This is a genomic window from Variovorax sp. F042, assembly GCF_057814215.1.
In genome coordinates, this window is record NZ_JBVASX010000013.1 from 84285 (window position 1) to 103479 (window position 19195).

At 69.0% G+C, this 19195-nt stretch carries 13 protein-coding genes; 8 read left to right on the plus strand and 5 right to left on the minus strand.

Annotation, left to right across the window (positions count from 1 at the left end; genetic code table 11):
- Positions 1–4: 4 nt before the first annotated feature.
- Positions 5–1096: a hypothetical protein gene (locus ACZYSP_RS28700; RefSeq protein ID WP_093080344.1), complete on the minus strand. Its 1092-nt coding sequence runs from the start codon at positions 1094–1096 to the stop codon at positions 5–7.
- 127 nt (positions 1097–1223) lie between these two features.
- Here ACZYSP_RS28700 and ACZYSP_RS28705 point away from each other — a divergent pair, with 127 nt between their 5' ends.
- The 8 genes from ACZYSP_RS28705 to ACZYSP_RS28740 all read left to right on the plus strand — a co-directional run bounded on the left by ACZYSP_RS28705 (position 1224) and on the right by ACZYSP_RS28740 (position 13270).
- A complete protein-coding gene (locus ACZYSP_RS28705) occupies positions 1224–4406 on the plus strand; it encodes a hypothetical protein (protein WP_093080341.1) in 3183 nt (1060 codons plus the stop codon).
- Positions 4403–6088, plus strand: coding sequence for a hypothetical protein (locus ACZYSP_RS28710; protein WP_093080339.1), 1686 nt, complete (start codon positions 4403–4405; stop codon positions 6086–6088). Before ACZYSP_RS28705 ends, ACZYSP_RS28710 begins: the two co-directional genes overlap by 4 nt.
- A gap of 284 nt (positions 6089–6372) precedes the next feature.
- Positions 6373–8310, plus strand: a complete 1938-nt coding sequence (locus ACZYSP_RS28715; protein WP_489017897.1) for a reverse transcriptase family protein — start codon at positions 6373–6375, stop codon at positions 8308–8310.
- Positions 8311–8619: 309 nt separating this feature from the next.
- On the plus strand, positions 8620–9696 hold the full coding sequence (locus tag ACZYSP_RS28720; RefSeq protein WP_093080334.1) for a GNAT family N-acetyltransferase: 1077 nt from the start codon (positions 8620–8622) through the stop codon (positions 9694–9696).
- Positions 9693–10544: a PA4780 family RIO1-like protein kinase gene (locus ACZYSP_RS28725; protein WP_093052559.1), complete on the plus strand. Its 852-nt coding sequence runs from the start codon at positions 9693–9695 to the stop codon at positions 10542–10544. The genes ACZYSP_RS28720 and ACZYSP_RS28725 overlap by 4 nt, the downstream gene beginning before the upstream one ends.
- 21 nt (positions 10545–10565) lie before the next feature.
- Positions 10566–11498, plus strand: coding sequence for an ABC transporter substrate-binding protein (locus ACZYSP_RS28730; protein WP_093052562.1), 933 nt, complete (start codon positions 10566–10568; stop codon positions 11496–11498).
- A gap of 32 nt (positions 11499–11530) precedes the next feature.
- Entirely contained in the window at positions 11531–12754 is a 1224-nt protein-coding gene (locus tag ACZYSP_RS28735) for a GAF domain-containing sensor histidine kinase (RefSeq protein WP_093080331.1), read from the plus strand.
- A gap of 33 nt (positions 12755–12787) precedes the next feature.
- Positions 12788–13270 (plus strand): SET domain-containing protein, encoded by a 483-nt coding sequence (locus ACZYSP_RS28740; RefSeq protein ID WP_093080329.1) that lies wholly within the window; start codon positions 12788–12790, stop codon positions 13268–13270.
- Between the two features lie 17 nt (positions 13271–13287).
- On the opposite strand, the gene ACZYSP_RS28745 is transcribed toward ACZYSP_RS28740, so the two are convergent.
- From ACZYSP_RS28745 to cobN, 4 genes are all read right to left on the minus strand, one after another.
- Positions 13288–13623, minus strand: coding sequence for a DUF1090 family protein (locus ACZYSP_RS28745; protein WP_093080326.1), 336 nt, complete (start codon positions 13621–13623; stop codon positions 13288–13290).
- A 44-nt stretch (positions 13624–13667) separates the two neighbouring features.
- Positions 13668–14186, minus strand: a complete 519-nt coding sequence (locus tag ACZYSP_RS28750) for a vWA domain-containing protein (RefSeq protein WP_256216936.1) — start codon at positions 14184–14186, stop codon at positions 13668–13670.
- Positions 14187–14305: 119 nt separating this feature from the next.
- Positions 14306–15370 (minus strand): magnesium chelatase ATPase subunit I, encoded by a 1065-nt coding sequence (locus ACZYSP_RS28755; RefSeq protein ID WP_093080322.1) that lies wholly within the window; start codon positions 15368–15370, stop codon positions 14306–14308.
- On the minus strand, positions 15367–19185 hold the full coding sequence (gene cobN, locus ACZYSP_RS28760; RefSeq protein ID WP_489017901.1) for a cobaltochelatase subunit CobN: 3819 nt from the start codon (positions 19183–19185) through the stop codon (positions 15367–15369). The genes ACZYSP_RS28755 and cobN overlap by 4 nt, the downstream gene beginning before the upstream one ends.
- Positions 19186–19195: the final 10 nt, after the last annotated feature.

Sequence of the window (19195 nt, forward strand, 5' to 3'; positions counted from 1 at the left end):
GCGCTCAGGCCGTTTCGTCGTCGAGGACCGCGCTTCGATCCTTGATGCGCGTGACCTGCGACAGCACTGCGTCTGCAGGCGTCATGTCCGGCCGCTGGCCCTTGTAGACGGGCTGCTCGAACTTGCCGCCCGCATAGCGGTAGAGATAGCGCACCTCGACCAGCATGCCCACGGCCGGCAGCGCCTCGTTGGGCGGCACGGTCACGTTGCCCAGGTCGATCATCACGCCCGCCTCGTCGCGCAGCCCCACGGCCACCGAGCGCTGAGCGTTGACGCGGATCACCTCACAGGTCGCGCTCTGGTTGAACTTGAACTTCAGGCTGGTGCTGCTGCGGCCTGCGGAGAACGGCGCGTCGAGCGCCTTGAGCACATAGCCTTCGCCATGCGCGGCCAGCAACTCGGCGGCGCGGCGGCGCTTGCCCTCGGCGGTGAGTTCGAGTTCGAGCACGGTCATCCACGAAACAAGCTCAGCGACCTTGCGCAGATGCCCGAAGCGCTCGATGAACGGCGCGGCGCGCAGGTCTTGCCCGCCAAGTTCCAGCAGATCGAAGGCCATGAAGGCATCGCCCACGTGCTCGCCGGCAATCACGGTGCGCCCCGCCGGCGCATCCGCAACGCCGACCCAGGCCTGCGGAATATCGACGAACAGTCCGCGCCGGTTGGTGCCGCGCACCGCCTCGCCCTCGATCAGCAGGATGCGGTTCTCGCCATCGGCCTTTTCCTGCAGGCCCCAGCCCGGGTCGTCGAAGTAGCGCGCGGCCTGCTCTTCGAGGATCAGCGTGGGCAGTTGCGGCAGCTCGCCGCTCATGCGGCCGGCCAGGTCGGTCGAGGTGTAGAGCGCGCCGGACTGGTCGGGCGTGTAGCCTTTCGACGTCTTTTCCTTCACGACCTTGTCGTAGATCTTCAGCGCCGCCTCGTAGGCGACCGGGCTGCTGGTCTTGGTGCCGGTTGAGAGCGTGCCGCCTCGCCGGCCGTTGCCGTAGTCGACCACCCAACCGTCGTCCTTGAGGCGCAGGTGCACCTGGTAGACCTTGTCCGAGCCCTGGCCCGTGAAGTAGAGAAAGCTCGACTGAGGGGTCTGTTCTGCATTCGGCATGGGAAAGATGTCTGGGGTGAATCTCAGGCCGCGATGCTACACACGCGCAAATTGGCACGCATGGCCGCTAAGATGCGCAGCGAAACAAAAAGCACAAGCACCCAACCGAAGGCAGGGAGGCCTCCGCGTGAAGCGCATTCGCTCCGAGAAATTGATCCGCACGAAGCCGGGCGCGACAGGCGCCGCGGGCTTCAGCACCGTGGAACTGTTCGCCCTGCCGGAAGCGCCGGGCCACGTGGTGCACGTGAGCACCAGCCGCGACGGGCTGCAGTGGAAGGAAACGGTCTACACGCCGTCGCCGCTGCCACTGGAGGCCGCCAACGCCGCCTTCGAACGCGCCGTGGCAGCGCAGATCGCGCAGGGCTATGCGATCGAAGGGGCGGTCGCCGAGGCCGTCATCACTACCACTGCAACCGCCGTGCTCGCACACCCCGGCGACGCCGTGCTGCTGGCCAGCATCCGCCCCGATGCATGGCGCCTGCTGGCCCCGGTGCGCAGAAGCCGCGTGGTGTGGCGCATCGGCGAGCGCCGGCTGGCTGCAGCCGTGCCGCAACTTATCGACCACATCGAAACCGGCGAGCCGCTGCTCGACTACTGCATCGCCTGGGCCATCGGCCGCTGCGGCGACGGCGGTGCGTTCGAGGCGATGCGCGAACTCTCCCGGCGCGGCCGCACGCCCGTAGTCGCCCGCGCTGCGCGCTGGGCCGCGCTGAACCTTTGGCCTGCCGAACAGCGCGCGGCCGAAACGGCGCGCATCGTGGACGACTGGCCCGCGCCGCTGCGCCGCGCCTGGGCCACCATGAGCGAGCTGCCCGTTGAACAAGCCATGCCGCTGCTTCGGCAGCACCTGGCCGACCCCGCGCTCTGGAATGGTCTGAAGTACGCGGCCTGGGTCGAGCAGCTGTTCGATCTCGCGCTGCTCGAAAGCCCGGCAGCCGACGGGCTCGCGCGCACAGCCCTGATGGAAATTGCGCCAACACTGCAGCTCGCAGCCGGCAGCTTCCGCGCATGGCGCCGGCTGTACAAGGGCGCGGAGTTCGCGGGCGACTACGCCCTGCTCGGCGTGCTGCACCAGCGCCTCGAAACGCAGCGTGCGGCCTTCCGCACGGGTGGCCGCTGGGCGCAGGTCAATGGCCGCTATGTCGAGATCGCGAAGGAAATCGTGCGGCCCGACAGCCGCCTCGCCTACAGCCAGCGCACACGCGACTACCTGCGCCGCCGCACCTGGCGCAGCCTGCGCCGGCTGGCTCTGGCCGGCACGGCCGACGAGGCAAGCTGGCTGCAGCTGGCCATGGGCGTGCTGCTCGCGGCCGACGATGCCGAAGCCGGCACCGCCGGCCAGCAGCGCGAAACCCGCTGGACACCCGAGCCCCTCAGCTGGCACACCGGCCCCTACAGCCGCTGGCTGGTGCTGATGCAGCTGCTGCACCGCCATGACGCCGAATGGGAAGCCCAGCGCGGCGGGCTGCGCTGGCGCCGCAACACACCGCTGCCCGCGCAGCGCCTGAACCGCACCGAAGCCTGGCCCGAGCGCTGGGACCGCCATCCACGGGCCCTGCTGCAGTTGATGCAGCAAGGCCGCTGCGGCGCAGTGCATGCCTTTGCGGCGCGCGCGCTGCAGGACAACAAGCCCTTCTGCGAGGCGCTCGAGGCGCCCGCCGTCTGGCGCCTGCTGGGCAGCAGCTGGGATGACACCGCGCGCTTCGCCCTTGCCATCGCGCACCAGCGCATCGCGGCGGGTGCGCCGGCCCTGCCCTGGCTGCCTGCGCTGCTGAGCTCGCCATTGGCCGAGGCGCGCGCCCTTGCACTCGAATGCATCACGCAGGACCCGGGCCTCTACAGCCAGCAGGTCGACCTTCTGCTGATGCTGCTGACCTCGGCCGATGCCGAAGTGCGCCGCGCGTCGCGCCTGCTTCTGCAGGCCGCCGCCCCGAACCCGTCAACGCTCGATGCCCTGTGCGGCAGCCTGCTCGCATGGCTTTCGGCCTGCGATGCCGGGCAACCCGAGCTCGACGCCATCTGCGAGAACCTGCAGTGGGCCCTGCAAGGCCTGTTGCGCACCGCGGCCGCCAAGGCGCCCTTGCCCGAACTGCTCGCGCTCTTCGACCATGCGAGCCCTGACGTGGTGCGCACCGCGGCCGAATGGCTGCTGCTGCACCCGGCGTCGGTTCAGGGCCTGCCAGTGGGCGTGCTCACGCGCCTGCTGCAGTCCGACGACGAGCGTTTGCGCGGTGCCGGCGTGCGGCTGTTCACGGCCCTGCCCGACGCCACGCTGGTTACCCAGCCCGAGCTGTTCGCCGCCTTCTGCAGCAGCCCGATGCCGGCCGTGCGCGCAGCTGTCGCGCCTCGGCTCGCGCAGTTGCTGCCCACGCACCCGGACTTCGGTGCCGCGCTGATGCCGTTGCTGCGCGACGAACTGTTCCGCGCCGAAGCCGCCGAGGGCGTGTTCGATGCGCTGCTGCAATGGCTGTGCGGCCCGCTGGCCGAGCACACGCGCCGCGGCGAGCCCGCCGTCACGCTGCGCCTGCTCGAAGCGCGCAGCAAGGGCGCACAGCGCCTCGGCGCATGGCTGCTTCCTCAGCAAGACCCACAAGGCTTCGACGTACTGCAGACCGCCAGCCTCGGCCTCGTCGACACCGCCGCCGCACGCCGCTGGGCCATGGACCAGCTGGCCGCGAACCCTGAACGCACGCTGGCGCAGCTAGGCGATGCCCTGCGCATGTTCGACAGCCGCTGGGACGACGCGCGCGACTGGGCCCGCCAATGGTTCGGCGCGCAAAGCGGCGCGAGCCAGTGGACGCCGGCGCTGCTGGTACGCCTGTGCGATCACAAGGACGCTGGCGCCCAGCGCCTCGGCCGCGAGCTGCTCACAACGCATTTCGACGTGACCGACGTCACCACCTACATGCTGCAGTTGAGCCAGCATCCCTCGCCCGGCATGCAGTTGTTCGTTACCAACTGGCTGGCCTCGGCCGCGAGCCAGAAGCCCGACGTGTTCGCGCGGCTGGAGCCCTACTTCCTGAGCGTGCTGTCGCAGGCCAACCGGGGCCGCTTGGCCAAGGCACGAGTCATGCAGTTCCTGGCCGCGCAGGCGATGCATTCGGAAGACATCGCACGCATCGTCGCGCGCGTGTTCGCACGGCAGGCTGTCACTGGCGCCATCACCGAGCGCGCCCAGTACGTGGCCGGCCTGCGCAGCATCCAGGCCGCCTTCCCCGAGCTGGACAACCCCTTGCAGACCGCATCGGTGCGCAGCGTCGCGCCGCGCCGCGCACCGCCCGCAGCCTCCACAGGAGGGCCCGCCGCATGAGATTCCAGTACCGCTACTTCGGCCACTCGGGCGCACAGCACACCGCGAACAGCACGGCGCTGCAGTTCGCGCCCGACACGCTGCGCGCGCCGGTTCACTTCGTCGCCGACATCAACCGGCACCTGCCGTTTCGCGAAGGCATGTCGGCGCTGCACGACGTGGTGGTCGGCGACCTGCGCTTCAAGCCGCGCGACAAGAGCGCGTACCTCGAATGGCTGGCCGGGCAAGAGAACGAATTGCTCGCGCAGTTCATGGCGCGCAGCGACCAGCTGAAAGCGCAGATGGCGCCCATCAGCAACGAGCTGGCCGAGCTGCGCAAGAGCAAGCGGGCCGTGCTGCAGCCCTTCATGAGCGCGCAGCAGCGCTACTTCGACCACATCTACCAGGTCAACCGCGAAGCCTGGTTCGTGCTCGACCCGGTGATCACGGTGCACCCCGACCGCGTGTTCTTCGAGTGCTTCAGCCAGGACGAGTCGAGCTACGGCATGTTCTCGTGCAGCCACGACATCTTCGACCGCGTGAGCGACCACGCCTTCGGCACCACCAACGTCGACTACTCCGAATCGCTCTACGACGAGTTCCAGAAGATCCGCGACTACAAGACCACGCGCCTGGCCATCGACCCCGGCGGCTTCCAGGTGCAGAGCGACAACGACCCGGCCTTCCACGAGCCGAAGATCGACGTGCCCGACAGCTGGGTGCGCGGCTTCCTGCAAGTGAGCAGCGCGATGCTGCTGCCCGCGCAGCGGCTGCAGCTGCACCCGATGGACGTGCACAACATCTGCCTCGTGCTGCGCCGGCGCAAGGAGCGCGTGGGCCCGCGCTCGCTGCGCTTCATCCTGCGGCCGGGGCAGCCGGTGCGCATCCTGTTCGAGCCCTGGGGCCACGAGCTGGTGTGCCCGCGCTCCACGCACAGTGCCACCTCCGACATCGACATCCGCGTGTGGGGCCGGCGCCGCCTGCTGCAGCTCGAACGCCTCGTGCCGGTGGCGCAGGGCTTCACGGTGCACCTGCTGGGCACGGGCATGCCGAGCTTCTGGGTAGCGCAACTGCCCGATATGGAATTCACGCTCGGCCTCTCGGGCTGGACCGCCAACGACTGGTCGCGCAACGGCCACTTCGAGCTGCTGCAGCCGCGCCACACGGTCGACCAGGACAGCCAACTGCGCGTGTTCGCGGCGCTGGGCGAACGCTGGCGCGCCACTACGGCCGAGCTCGCAGCGGCCACCGGCCTGTCGACCCTCACGGTCGATGCAGCCCTCGGCGGTTATGTGCAGGCCGGGCGCGTGGTGTACGACCTTGCGCACGGCGTGTGGCGGCTGCGCGAGCTGAGCCGCGAGCCGCTGCCCATGGACAAGCTGCGCTACGCCAGCCCCGAAGAAGAGGCAGCGGCCGAACTGGTGCAGGCGCGCCGCATCGCCAACGTGAAGACGCTGGCTCGCCCCGACGGCGGCCTCACGCTGAGCGGCAAGTGCAAGGGCGCTTCGGGGCAGCGCGAATACCTCATGAGCCTGCAGCTCGACGCCGACCAGCGCGTGGCCTCGGGCGACTGCCAGTGCTCCCACTTCATCCGCCACCGCATGACCAAGGGCCCGTGCGAGCACATGCTCGCGCTGCGCTTGTCGGCCAATCCGGCAGCAACATCGACCGATCAGGAAAGGACCACCGCACACATCGGCTGATACACTGTTTTTGCGAACGGAGCGGGAAGGCTCTTGCAATCCGGACGGCGTATCGCCGTCCTCGTACACAGCACTTCCCAAGCGTCACTGGACGTCTCTTCACTGTGCCGTATGGCCATGGTGACGCGATAACAGTGCGGCTTCCTCGAAGCTCATCGGCGTCACCATGGCCATACGGCGTCGAGTGGAGCCCTCCAGTCCCGAGGCTCTTCGACGAGATTCCCGCTTCGTTCGCAATTTTTCTGATTCATCATCAGCAGTGCATCGGCCAGTGGCGCAGCGCCATGACCATGCAGTCTCTCGCCTCCTCTTCTTCCATTCCCGACTCGGCACTCACGCGCGAGGAGCTGTACGAGCGCATCCGCAAGGGCTCCAAGCAGGAAGTCGTTCTCGAGGAAATGCAGCGCCTCGGCTTCTGGCCGCAGGACGCGGCGCAGCCGACGGTCGAAGCCCAGTTGATCCGCCGCGAAAGCGAACTGCAGACGGCGCTCTCCAAGCTCGGCGACGAACTGCGCGGCATCGAGGACCGTGACAGGGCCCTGAAGACGATGCGCCAAGAGCGCATGGCCAAGGCCCGCGAACGCCGCGAGGAAACCCGCCAGCGCCTCGCACAAGGCCGCCATGCGCGAGCCGTGGCGTGGCACGAGCGGCGTCAGCGCGAGCTGCTCTACGTGGGCGACGGCGTTTCGGGCGGTCTCAACGAAGCGCACAGCGACAGCCAGGCACTGGCCCGCAACGCCCTGCCCGCGCTGGACCACGCAGGCGATTTGGCGCAGGCGATGGGCATCGGCCTCGGCGAGCTGCGCTTTCTCGCCTGGCACCGCGACGTGGCGAGCGTGAGCCACTACCAGCGCTTCACCATCGCCAAGAAGAGCGGTGGCGAGCGCCACATCTCCGCGCCCATGCCGCGCATGAAGCGTGCGCAGTACTGGGTGCTCGACAACATCCTCGCGAAGATGCCGGTTCACGAGGCCGTGCACGGCTTTCTGCCGGGTCGCTCGATCCTCACCAATGCCGCGCCGCACGTGGGCCAGGACGTGGTGATCAACCTCGACCTGAAAGACTTCTTTCCCTCCATCGGCATGCGCCGCGTACGCGGCGTGTTCCGCCAGCTCGGCTATTCGTCGCAGGTGGCGAGCCTGCTGGCGCTGGTGTGCACCGAGGCGCCGACCGACGAAGTGCAGCTCGACGGCCGGCGCTACTTCGTCGCGCGCGGCGAACGCGTGCTGCCGCAGGGCGCCCCAACCAGCCCGATGCTGACCAACCTGCTGTGCCGCCGCCTCGACGCGCGGCTCGCCGCGAGCGCTGCCAAGCTGGGCTTTCGCTACACACGCTATGCGGATGACCTGAGCTTCTCGGCCGGCCCCGAGCACAGCCGCGACACCGGCAAGCTGCTATGGCGCGTGAAGCAGATCGTGGCCAGCGAAGGCCTCACGGTGCACCCGGACAAGCAGCAGGTCATGCGCAAGCACCAGCAGCAGCATGTGACGGGCATCGTGGTGAACGACAAGCTCTCGATCGACCGCGACACCCTGCGGCGTTTTCGCGCCGTACTGCACCAGGCGGAGCGGCACGGACCGCAGGGCCTGCAATGGAACGGCAACAGCGACGTGATCGGCGCGCTGCGCGGCTACGCGAACTTCATCGCGATGACCGACCCGGCGCGTGGCGAGCCGTACCTGCAGCGCGTGCGTGCGCTGGCTGCCAAGCACCAACGAAGCGGTACAGCGACACCTGCAGTCCCGCAGGCCTCTCAACGCAAGCTCCCTGCAGGTGAGTTCCGCAAGCAATCCGCCGCAGGCAAGGCGCCCTGGCCCGCATGGTGGCAGCCGACGGAGGCGCCCGCACCGGTGCTGGAGAAAACCGCCGAGCAACTGGCGGAAGAAAAGAAGGCCCAGCGCGAAGCGGCACGGCCCCAGCCGGCCAAGCCCACAGCACCTGCAACGGCACGCACGACCACTGCGGCATCGCCCCCATCCGGGCAAGCCGCCGCGCAGGTGCCAAGCCTCGCCTCCCAACTCGGCTGGATCTTCAGCGTGATGCTGCAAGCCCTCTACGTTGTCAGCGTCTTCCTCGCGGGCACCAGCCCGCTGATCTGGCTGCTGACGGGCGGCGTGGCGATCAGCAACTTCGTGCAGCGCAAGCCCGGCTGGCTGCGCTTCATCGCGGCCGTCTTCGTGTCTTCGTTGCTAGCGTCGATCGTGCACGGCATGAAGAACTGACGCGTTGCATGCGCCAAAACCACACGCCACTTCACAGCACGCGGCAAGCCCGCTACATTCGCTCCTTCGACAACCACACAGAAAGCGGAGGTGCGCGATGGAAGACGCTGTAATTCATGCCCCCATGCACGTGCGGTTTGTCGGGCCTCATCTGAACAGCTGATCGTTCACGCGTCTATCGCGTAGCCAGTCTGCCCCGCGCGGCCTCCGGCCGTCGCGACGCCCCCAAGCCGCCCCGATTCAAACGCCGCCACCGGCACGCATGTGCCGGCGGCGCCCCGTTCATTTGTCGAATCAAGGCCAACGACCATGCTCGAAACCCGTGCCGCATCCGCGCGGCATACCGTGACCACTGTTTTCGATCCCCAGTGCGCGAGCGAAGCCGACTGGGGCAACTTCCTCGCGTACTGGCGCCTGCGCGCCGAAGAAGACTTTCCCGGCGACCCCATCGCTCCCGATGCCGACACCCGGTACAACGTGCAGCGGCCCAACCCGCTGTATGTCGTTCATCGCATGCTGGCCGTCGGCGAGCACGGCGAATTCATCGGCAGCCTGAGCGCGAGTTTTCGCCGCGAAGGCACGCCGGAGTACGAGGCGTTCGTGCCGTTCCTCGAAACCTGGGGCGGCGTGCTGCGTCCCCACCGGCGCCGCGGCGTGGCAAGCGCACTGCTTCGCACATTGCTGGCGCTGATGGAGGCGCACGGCAAGTCCGTTGCGACGATCAAGGCGCACCTGCCCGAAGGCCACGCCTTCCTGCAGGTTATCGGCGCTGTCGAGAAGCACCGCATCGTCGAGAACCGCATGGCCTTCGCCGGCCTCGACTGGCAGGCGCTCGCGCGCTGGCGTGCCGAAGGCTTCGCACCCGCCCACGGTCTGCGCGCCGAGGTGCACGCCGGCCGCGTGCCCTTCGAACGGCTCGCGACGCTGATGGCGCCGCTATCCGCGCTGCTGAACGACGCGCCCACCACCAATCTCGAACGGCCACCGATGCGCTACGACCTCGAAGACTTCCCTCCCTGGTACGCCGACATGGACCGCCGAGGCGGCGATCACTTTCTCGTGCTGCTGCTCGACGGCGACGAAGTGGTCGCGGTGTGCGACGCCGCCTGGAACCAGCGCTTCCCCGACCGCATGCACCAGCGGCTCACAGCCGTGGCGCGGCGCTGGCGTGGCAAGGGCCTGGCCAAGGGCGTGAAGGCCGCCATGCTGCAGCTCGTGCGCGAGCACCATCCCGAGGTCGCGATGGCCTTTACCCACAACGCCGAGGTCAACGAGCCCATGCTCTCCATCAACCACCGGCTCGGCTATGCCGCGCACAGGCATGATGGGCTCTACCAGATCGGCACGGAAAGCCTGAGAACCTTCCTCCAGGAGACACGTTCATGAAAGCACCCCAGCGACTGCAGGCACTGATCGACGAAGGCCTGATCGACACCGTGGTGCGCCAGCTCATGAGCGGCAAGGAAGCCATGGTCTACGTCGTGCGCTGCGGCGACGAGACGCGCTGCGCCAAGGTCTACAAGGAGGCCGACAAGCGCAGCTTCCGCCAGGCCGTCGACTACACCGAGAACCGCCGCGTCAAGAACACCCGCGAGGCGCGCGCCATGGCCAAGGGCACGCGCTTCGGCCGGCAGGTGACCGAGGCCATCTGGCAGAGCGCCGAGGTCGATGCGCTCTACCGCCTGGCCGCCGCGGGCGTACGCGTGCCCACGCCGCACAACTTCCTCGAAGGCGTTCTGCTGATGGACCTGGTGACCGACGCCAACGGCGATGCCGCCCCGCGCCTGAACGATGTGGCCTTCTCGCCCGAAGACGCGATACGCCACCACGCCAGCCTGCTGAAGGAAGTGATGCGCATGCTGTGCGCCGGCATCGTGCACGGCGACCTCTCGGAGTTCAACGTGCTGCTGGCCGAAGACGGCCCCGTGATCATCGACCTGCCGCAGGCGGTGGACGCCGCGGGCAACAACCACGCGCGGCGCATGCTGCTGCGCGACGTCGGGAACCTGCGCGACTTCTTCGGCCAGTTCGCGCCCGCGCTGCTGCGTACGCACTACGGCGACGAGATCTGGCACCTCTACGAACGCGGCCTGCTGCGCCCCGAGACGGAGCTGACGGGCGCGTTCGTGCACGAGACCGGCCCGGTCGACCTGCGCAACGTGCTGCGCGAGGTGGACGACGCACGCGAGGAAGAAGCGGCGCGGCGCCTGCGCATGCAGACGCCGCGACAATAGCGGGCTCACGATGCCCGCCAGATGAACTCTTCCGCCCCGCGCCCGCCCCTTTCCACCACCACCGCGCGACGGATCGCCAAGGCCGCGGCCTTCGTGGCCCTGGGCCTCGGCCCGGCGGCGATGCACGCGCACGCAGCCGGCATCCGCCTCGAGGACGACCGCGGCATCACGCTCGAACTGCAGGCGCCGGCCAAACGCATCGTGTCGCTGATGCCCTCGCTGACCGAAACCGTCTGCGCGCTCGACGCCTGCGACCGGCTGGTGGGCATCGACCGCCACGCCAACTGGCCGGCGTCGGTCAAAGGGCTGCCGCAGGTGGGCGGCATCGATGACGCGAACATCGAGCGCATCGTCGCGCTCAAGCCCGACCTGGTGCTGCTGCGCCCGCGCAGCCGCGCCGCCGAGCCGCTGGAGCGCCTGGGCATCAAGGTGCTGGCGCTGGACGCCAAGACCCATGCCGACATGCGCCGCGTGATGGAAACCGTGGCCCGCGCCACCGGCCGTCCCGGTGCGGGCGAAGCCTTCTGGCGCAAGCTCGACGCGGGCTTGGACGCAGCCAAGGCGCGCGTGCCCGCCGGCTGGCAGGGCCGGCGCGTGTATTTCGAAGTGCACGGCGGCATGGCCGCGGCCAGCGAAAGCTCCTTCATCGGCGAGACGCTGGCCCGCCTCGGGCTCGGCAACGCCGTGCCCGGTACGCTCGGCCCGTTCCCGAAGATGAGCCCCGAGTTCGTGGTGCGCGCCAACCCCGACGTGCTGATGGTCTCGGCCCTCGGCGAAATCTCGGCCATGGCTTCGCGGCCCGGCTGGTCGGCCATGTCGGCCATCCAGCGCGGGCGCGTGTGCAGCTTTGCGTCGGCGCGCTTCGACCTGATGATGCGCCCCGGCCCGCGGCTGGACGAAGCGGCCGATGCGATCGTTGGCTGCCTGGCCTCGCTGGGCGAGCCCAAGCCTTGACTTCGCGGGCCCTGGCGTACCATTCCAGCACCTTGAACACGCCTGCCGCCCTCTTCGCGCCTGCCGCCGACGTCGACAGCGACGAGGCCATCGCGCGGGACGTGGCCGCCATCGGCCGCATCAGCGCCGTGCCCTCGCTGCTGAAGATCATCTGCCAGAACACCGGCATGGGCTTTGCCGCCGTGGCCCGCGTGACCGACGGCACCTGGACCGCCTGCGCGGTGGAAGACACCATCCAGTTCGGCCTGGAGCCCGGCGGCCAGCTCAAGGTGGAGACCACGCTGTGCAGCGAATCGCGCATGGCCCGCCAGCCCGTGGTGATCGACCACGCCAGCACCGACCCGGTCTACGCCAACCATCACACACCGCGCCTGTACAACATCGAGAGCTACATCTCGGTGCCCATCATCCACAGCAACGGCGACTACTTCGGCAACCTCTGCGCCATCGACCCGCGCCCAGCCATGGTGTCCGATGCCCGGGTGGTGACGATGTTCACCGCCTTTGCTGACCTGATCGCGCGCCAGCTCGAAACCGAAGCCCGGCAGGAGCGCACCGAAACGGCCCTGCAGTCGGCGCAGGACGCAGCCGAACTGCGCGAGCAGTTCATCGCCGTGCTGGGGCACGACCTGCGCAACCCGCTGTCATCGGTGGGCGTCGCGGCCGAACTGTTGATCCGGCGGCAGGCGGAGCCCGACCTCGTCAAGCTCGGAGCCCGGCTCAAGGCCAGCACGCGCCGCATGTCGGCGCTGATCGACGACGTGCTCGACTTCGCGCGCGTGCGGCTCGGCTCGGGCATGGGCCTCGCAATCCGCGAAACCGAATTCCTGGCCTCGGGACTCAACGACGTGATCGACGAAGTGCGCGCCGCCCATCCCGCGCTCGACATCCGCGACGAACTCTCGGTCAGCGGCGTGGTGCGCTGCGACCAGGGCCGCATCCAGCAGGTGCTGTCCAACCTGCTCGGCAACGCGGTCGCGCACGGCGCGCCGGACCAGCCGATCGTGGTTCGCGCCGACGTGCGCAACGGCCAGCTCGTGCTGTCGGTGACGAACGGCGGCGACCCCATTCCTCCCTGCGACATCGCGAAGATCTTCCAGCCCTACTGGCGCCCCGAGAACAGCAAGCCCGGCGGCGGACTGGGACTCGGCCTCTACATCTGCTCGGAAATCGCCTCGGCCCATGGCGGCACGCTGGAGGTCACGTCCTGTGCGGACGAAGGCACCTGTTTCGTGGCGAAGCTGCCGATCACTTGATATCTCGACGCCCCCCATTTCCTTCTTTCCCCCATGAAGCATCGCAAGCAAACCTCGTCCACCCCTTTCGTCCGGGTGGGCCCCAGCGGCGTGCACGGCCTCGGCGCCTTTGCCACGCGCGACCTGCCGGCCGAAGCCTTTCTCGGCCTGTACGAAGGCCGCCGCTATACCAAGGCCGAAATCGCCACCAAGGTCTGGGACGACCAGCTCACCTACCTGTTCACACTGACGAACCACGAGACCATCGACGGCTCCAAGGGCGGCAACGCCACGCGCCACCTGAACCACTCGTGCGAGCCGAACTGCGAAGCGGTGGAGGAATACGACGAAGGCGGCGAGCTGGTGCTCAAGTTCCAGACGCTGGTGGCGGTGGACGCGGGCGACGAGTTGTTCATCGACTACTCGCTGACGGCGGACGACGGCTCACCGCCGTCGAAGTACCCCTGCCATTGCGGCTCGCCGGGCTGTCGGGGGACGATGCTGGCGCCTGAAGAAACCGAGACGTCCGCTCCGTAAGCGCCCCGGCATCGGCGTCAGGGCGACTCGTTCTTCAGCTTGCGCAGTTGCTCCTCGGTGCGATCGAGTTCCAGCCGAAGCGCCCGAGCCTCCTGCTCCAGCCTGTCGATGCGAGCTGCGCGGCTCTCGGCCGGCGGCGCAGTCTTGCTGCAACGCAGCTGCAGCGCGCTCAATGCCTCGGCAAGCTCTCGCCGCCGCAACATCTGGCCCCGGGAACGCGCAAGATCGATGTCGCGTTCGAGCAATGCCTCCTCCGCCTGGCAAGTCGCGCCATCCGGCGGCACCGCGGGTTGTGCGAAAGCAGGCAGCGTCACGCTCAACGCAAGGGCCAGGAAGCAGGTTTTGACGCTCATGCCGCACGGTAACGCAACGGCGGTGCAAAAACCGCCGATCAGCCCTACACGGTGAGGTAGCGCGCGTCCCACCGCGCGGCGAGCTGCTTGGCGCGATGCAGCGGCACTCGTGCCGCCTCGAAATCGACCACGCACGCAACATCGGCGGCCTCGGGCCGCGCAGGGCTTTCGCTGCTGCGGCCGTCGGTCAGCAGCCACAGCCAGCGTTGCCGCGTTTCGCTCTTCGCGAGCAACTGGCCGGCACGCTGCACGCCCAGCGCTAGCGGCGTGCCACCACCGGCAGCAATAGGCGCGATCCAGTCGTCGTTCCAGGCGCTGGCGCGGCGTGGCGGCAGACGCAGCTCGACCACCTCGCCGGCAAAGCACAGCAGCGCGACGTGGTCGCGGCGCTGGTAGGCCTCCTGCATCAGCGCGAGCAGCAGGCCCTTGGCGCGTGCGAGGTTGCCGTCGTTGCGCATCGAGGCCGAGCAGTCGAGCAGGAAGCAATGGAGTGCGCCACTGCGCGCTTCTTGCGAGCGATGGCGCAGGTGCCCGGCGCGCAGCCGGTCGGCGCCGCGTGCCACAAGGGTGCGCGGCCAGTCGAAGGCTGCGCCCTGCGGCGAGCGGCCCTGCCATGCGTCCCTCTGCGAACCCTGCCTCCGGTCACCCTGGCGTGCGCCAGCGGGTGCGGCGTCCCGGAGGCTCAGGCTTTTTTTGGGGCGGCCTGCGTGCGGTCGATCAGCGGGCGCAGCGGCTTCACGCGCTCGATGCCGACGGGTTCAGGGGGCATGGCGCCCCAGTCTTCGTCGCCTGCGCTGTTTGCTTCATCTTTGCCGTTACTGCTCCCATCGGGCTTTGCGGCTCGGGGCGCGGGGGCCGGCGCCGCAGCCTCGGCTTCAGGCTTGCGCCGATGCAGCAGCACGGCCTCTGCCACGCGCTGCACGTGGTCGGTGGTGATGGCAGCCGAGCCCTCCCATGCTGCAAGTGCCCGGGCCGAGCGCAGCATCACGAGATCGGCTCGCAAGCCATCGACGCCGGCCTCGATACACAGCGCACCGACCGCCTCGTGCACCGCATCGCCGTACGGCAGCGCCGCTGCATCTCCCACGAGCGCCCGTGCGCGAACCAGCGCAGCAGCCAGTTCGGCCTCTTCCTGTGCGTGCTTCGCACGAAAGCCCTGCGGATCGGCATCGAAGGCCAGCCGCGCACGCACGATGGCCTGCCGCTCAGCCGCGTCCCCGATGTTGCGCAGTTGCACGCACAGGCCGAAGCGGTCGAGCAGTTGCGGGCGCAGCGTGCCCTCTTCCGGGTTCATGGTGCCGACCAGCACGAAGCGCGCGGCGTGCCGATGCGAGATTCCGTCGCGCTCCACCACGTTGACGCCGCTGGCCGCCGCGTCGAGCAGCGAGTCGATCAGCGCATCGGGCAGCAGGTTGATTTCGTCCACGTACAGCACGCCGCCATGCGCGCGCGCCAGCAGGCCGGGCGCGAACTTGAGCTCATGGCCGGCCAGCGCCTGCCCGAGGTCCAGCGTACCGACGAGGCTTTCGAGGCTCGCGCCCAGCGGCAGCGTGACGAAGGGGGCACCCGGCAACAGCTCGGCCAGCGCGCGGGCAGCCGTGGTCTTGGCAGTGCCGCGCGGCCCTTCGATCAGCACACCGCCCAGGCCCGGGTCGACAGCAGCCAGCAGCAGCGCCTGGCGCAGATGCGGCTGGCCCGCTATCGCAGCAAAGGGAAAAGGCACCGGCATCGGGGCGGCAGTGGTCATCGCAGGCTTCCTTCCATCTGCTGCTCGTGGTCGAGCAGCAGGTTTTCCAATTGGTTCTTGTAGTTGCCGGGCGACTGCCACAGGCCGCGCTGCATGGCTTCGAGCAGGCGGCTGAGCATGTCGTGCAGCGCGCGCGGATTGTGTTCGCTCACGAAGTCGCGAGTGGCTTCGTCGAGCACATAGGCGTCGGCCACCATCGCATACTGGTGGTCGCCGACCACGCGCGCGGTGGCATCGAAGCCGAACAGGTAGTCGACCGTCGCGGCCATCTCGAAGGCGCCTTTGTAGCCATGCCGCTTCACGCCGTCGATCCACTTCGGATTGACCACTCGCGAGCGGATGACGCGGCTGATTTCTTCCTTCAGCGTGCGCACGCGCGGCGCCTGCGGGTTGCCATGGTCACCGTGGTACATCGCCGGCTGCCGGCCGCTCAAATGGCGCACGGCGGCGACCATGCCGCCCTGGAACTGGTAGTAGTCGTTGGAGTCGAGCAGGTCGTGCTCGCGGCTGTCCTGGTTCTGCATGACGACGTTCATGGCGCGCAGGCGGCGAACCAGCGCGTCGGCGGCGGGCACGCCGTCGCTGCCCTGGCCGTAGGCGTGGGCGCTGCCGCCGACGTAGGCCTTCGACAGGTCGTCGTCGGTCTGCCAGTCGCCATGGTCGAACAGCGGTTGCAGGCCCGAGCCGTAGCTGCCGGGCGCGGAGCCGAACACGCGCCAGCCGGCCTGCTGGCGCGCTTCTTCCGGAGAAGCACCTTGCGCCTCCAGCGCGGCGGCCTCGCGGAGGATGCGTGCGCGAATCGGGTTGCGCTCGGCGTCTTCGTCTTCCTGTGCGGCGACGGCCTGCACGGCTGCATCGAACATCTGCACGGCATTGGGAAAGGCGTCGCGGAAGAAGCCGGAGATGCGCAGCGTGACGTCGATGCGCGGACGGCCGAGGCCGACCGTGGGCAGCACCTCGAAGTCGACCACGCGCTGGCTGCCCGGCGCCCACTTGGGCCGCACGCCGATGAGCGCGAAGGCCTGCGCCAGATCGTCGCCGCCGGTGCGCATGGTGGCCGTGCCCCAGACCGACAGGCCCATGGCCACCGGATAGTCGCCGTGCTCCTGCATATGCCGCTCGACCAATTGCGCGGCTGACTTGAGGCCGAGCATCCAGGCGGTGGGGGTGGGAATGGCGCGCGTATCGACCGCATAGAAATTGCGGCCGGTAGGCAGCACGTCGGGCCGGCCGCGCGAAGGCGAACCGCTCGGGCCCGGCGGCACGAAGCGGCCCTGCAGGGCGCGGGAGAGTTGCAGCAGCTCTTGCGCACCGCAGGCATCGAGCGCGGGCACCAGGCTTTGCGCGATGCGGCCCATCACGGCGGCAGTCTTCGGCAGTTCGGACGGGCATGCGCCCTCTTCCAGCAGGCGCTGCGCCAGCAGTTCCAGCCGCTCGCGCGTGTCGCCCTGATGCCGCCACGCTTCAGTGCTCACCGATTGCAGCAGCGTGGGGCGCGCGCCCTGCCACGGCCGGGCCGCGTCGATGTCGAGCGGGTCGAAGGCATCGCCCGCCAGCAGATCTTGCGACAGCGCGCCGAGCAGCCCGGCATTCGCGCCCGCACCATCGGCAGCCGGATAGCGTGCCAGCGCCAGCAACGTGTCGCGCCGCAGCCTCTCGCGCGGCGATGCGCCGAACACATGCAGCCCGTCGCGGATCTGCGTTTCCTTCAGCTCGCACAGGTAGGCATCCACGCGTGCGAGCACCGCATCGTCTTCCGCGCCGGGCATGCCCAGTTCCTCGACCAGATGCTGCGCCCGCACCGCCGCGAGGATCTGCGCGCGCAGCACCTTGGCGCGGCGCGCATCGACCAGCAGTGCGTCGTAGTACTCGTCGACCTGCCGTTCCAGGTCCTGCATCGGGCCGTGGTTCTCGGCGCGTGTGAGCGGCGGCATCAGGTGGTCGACGATGACCGCCTGCGTGCGTCGCTTGGCCTGCGCGCCCTCGCCCGGGTCGTTGACGATGAACGGGTACACGTTGGGCAGCGGCCCGAGGATGGCGTCGGGCCAGCAAGTCTGCGACAGCGCGATGCTCTTGCCCGGCAGCCATTCGAGGTTGCCGTGCTTGCCGACGTGCACCACCGCATCGATGGCGAAGGCCTCGCGCAGCCAGAAATAGAAAGCGAGATAGCTGTGCGGCGGCACCAGCTCCGCGTCGTGATAGCTCGCGTAGTCGGCTGCACCCAGCGTGCCCAGTGCGCGCGCAGGCTGGATGCCGACGAACACGCGGCCCAGCCGCAGGCCGGCGATCATGAAGCGGCTGTTTCGCACCATCGGGTCTTGTTCGGGCGGCCCCCAGCGCGCGTCGATGGCCGCCGCCATGCCATCGGGCAGCTTCGCCAGGCATGCGCAGTATTCGGCCAGCCCGTAGCTCTGCCACGCCGGCCGCGCGGCCCATTGCGCGGGGTCGTTCGCGATGCCTTCCTGCAGCCTGCGCATCAGCGCATCGCCATCGGCGGGCATTGCGCCGGGCTCGCCCAGCGCATAGCCTTCGGCCGCCATCGCGCGCAGGATCGCCATCACCGAGGCAGGCGTGTCGAGCCCCACGCCGCTGCCGATGCGCCCCTCGCTGCCCGGGTAGTTCGCGAGGATCAGCGCGATGCGCTTGTCGCCAACACGCAGGCTGCGCAGCCGGCACCAGCGGCGCGCCAGCTCGACGACGAAAGCTATGCGATCAGGCTCGGGCTGGTAGTTCACCACCTCGGTCTGCGTAAGTTCGCAGCGGTGCGACAGGCCCTTGAAACTCACGGCGCGCGTGATGATGCGGCCGTCCATCTCGGGCAGCGCGATCTGCATGGCAATGTCGCGCGGGCGCAGGCCCTGGCTGTCGGCCAGCCAGTCTTCGCGATTGCCTCCGCTCACGATCACCTGCAGCACGGGTGCGTCGCCGGCCAGCGCGATGCCTTCGCCCTCTTCGTTCTGCGCGCCCTGCCCCAACGCGGCGAAAGCCGTGGTGTTGAGCACGAGCTGCACGTCATGCTCGGTGCACAGCTCGCGCAGTGTGGACAGGCACAGCGGGTCTTTGAGTGAATCGAGCGCGACCGGCAGCGGGTTCAGCCCTTCTGCGCTCAATGCGGCGGCGAGCGCATCGAAAGCCACCGTGTTGCCCGACAGCAGATGCGAGCGATAGAACACCAGTGCCACCACCGGCGCGCCCGCATGCCACCCGGCGCGCAAATCGTCGATGCCGGCCACGGTGTGCGCAGCGTCAATGCCGCGCGGCACATGCAGCGCAACCTGCGGCAGGCTGCGCGGCGGCAGCGGCGCTTCGCCGTGGCCCAGCCCATGGAAGGCCACCGCGCGCAAAAACTGCATCGCATTGCCCGCCCCGCCGCTGCGCATGTACTGCCAGAGCTGGCGGCTCACCGCGCGCGGCGCCGTGCTGCGCGCAAGCAGGTCTTCGTCTTCCTGCAGGTCGCCGGAGAACATGGCGAGCTGCTGGCCCTTGCGCTTCGCGAGCTTTTCGAGCTGCTGGAGCCCGTAGGCCCAGGCCGATTCCGCACCCAGGTGATCGACCACCACCACGCGCGCATGCTGCAGCACTTCGTCGATGTACAGGTCGAGCGACGCAGGCTGGCGCAGGTGCATCAGGTTGGCCAGCCGCAGCGACGGATAGCCGGGGTCGGTGACCGCCAGCGCCGTGCGCGCCGCCGCGAGCAGCGCCAGCGTGGTGTCGGCCGAGCTGAGCACCACGATGTCGCCCGGCGTCTGGTCGAGCCGGGTGACGACGCTGTCGTCTTCGACGAAGCGTCCGGGCTGGGTGCTCAGCAGGTGCATGCGTTCAGGC

Bases quoted from the DNA above. Each gene is read 5' to 3' on its own strand.
- ACZYSP_RS28700 (WP_093080344.1), bottom strand. From the start codon at position 1,096: ATGCCGAATGCAGAACAGACCCCTCAGTCGAGCTTTCTCTACTTCACG.
- ACZYSP_RS28710 (WP_093080339.1), top strand. From the start codon at position 4,403: ATGAGATTCCAGTACCGCTACTTCGGCCACTCGGGCGCACAGCACACC.
- ACZYSP_RS28715 (WP_489017897.1), top strand. From the start codon at position 6,373: ATGACCATGCAGTCTCTCGCCTCCTCTTCTTCCATTCCCGACTCGGCA.
- ACZYSP_RS28720 (WP_093080334.1), top strand. From the start codon at position 8,620: ATGCTCGAAACCCGTGCCGCATCCGCGCGGCATACCGTGACCACTGTT.
- ACZYSP_RS28725 (WP_093052559.1), top strand. From the start codon at position 9,693: ATGAAAGCACCCCAGCGACTGCAGGCACTGATCGACGAAGGCCTGATC.
- ACZYSP_RS28730 (WP_093052562.1), top strand. From the start codon at position 10,566: ATGAACTCTTCCGCCCCGCGCCCGCCCCTTTCCACCACCACCGCGCGA.
- ACZYSP_RS28740 (WP_093080329.1), top strand. From the start codon at position 12,788: ATGAAGCATCGCAAGCAAACCTCGTCCACCCCTTTCGTCCGGGTGGGC.
- ACZYSP_RS28745 (WP_093080326.1), bottom strand. From the start codon at position 13,623: ATGAGCGTCAAAACCTGCTTCCTGGCCCTTGCGTTGAGCGTGACGCTG.
- ACZYSP_RS28755 (WP_093080322.1), bottom strand. From the start codon at position 15,370: ATGACCACTGCCGCCCCGATGCCGGTGCCTTTTCCCTTTGCTGCGATA.
- cobN (WP_489017901.1), bottom strand. From the start codon at position 19,185: ATGCACCTGCTGAGCACCCAGCCCGGACGCTTCGTCGAAGACGACAGC.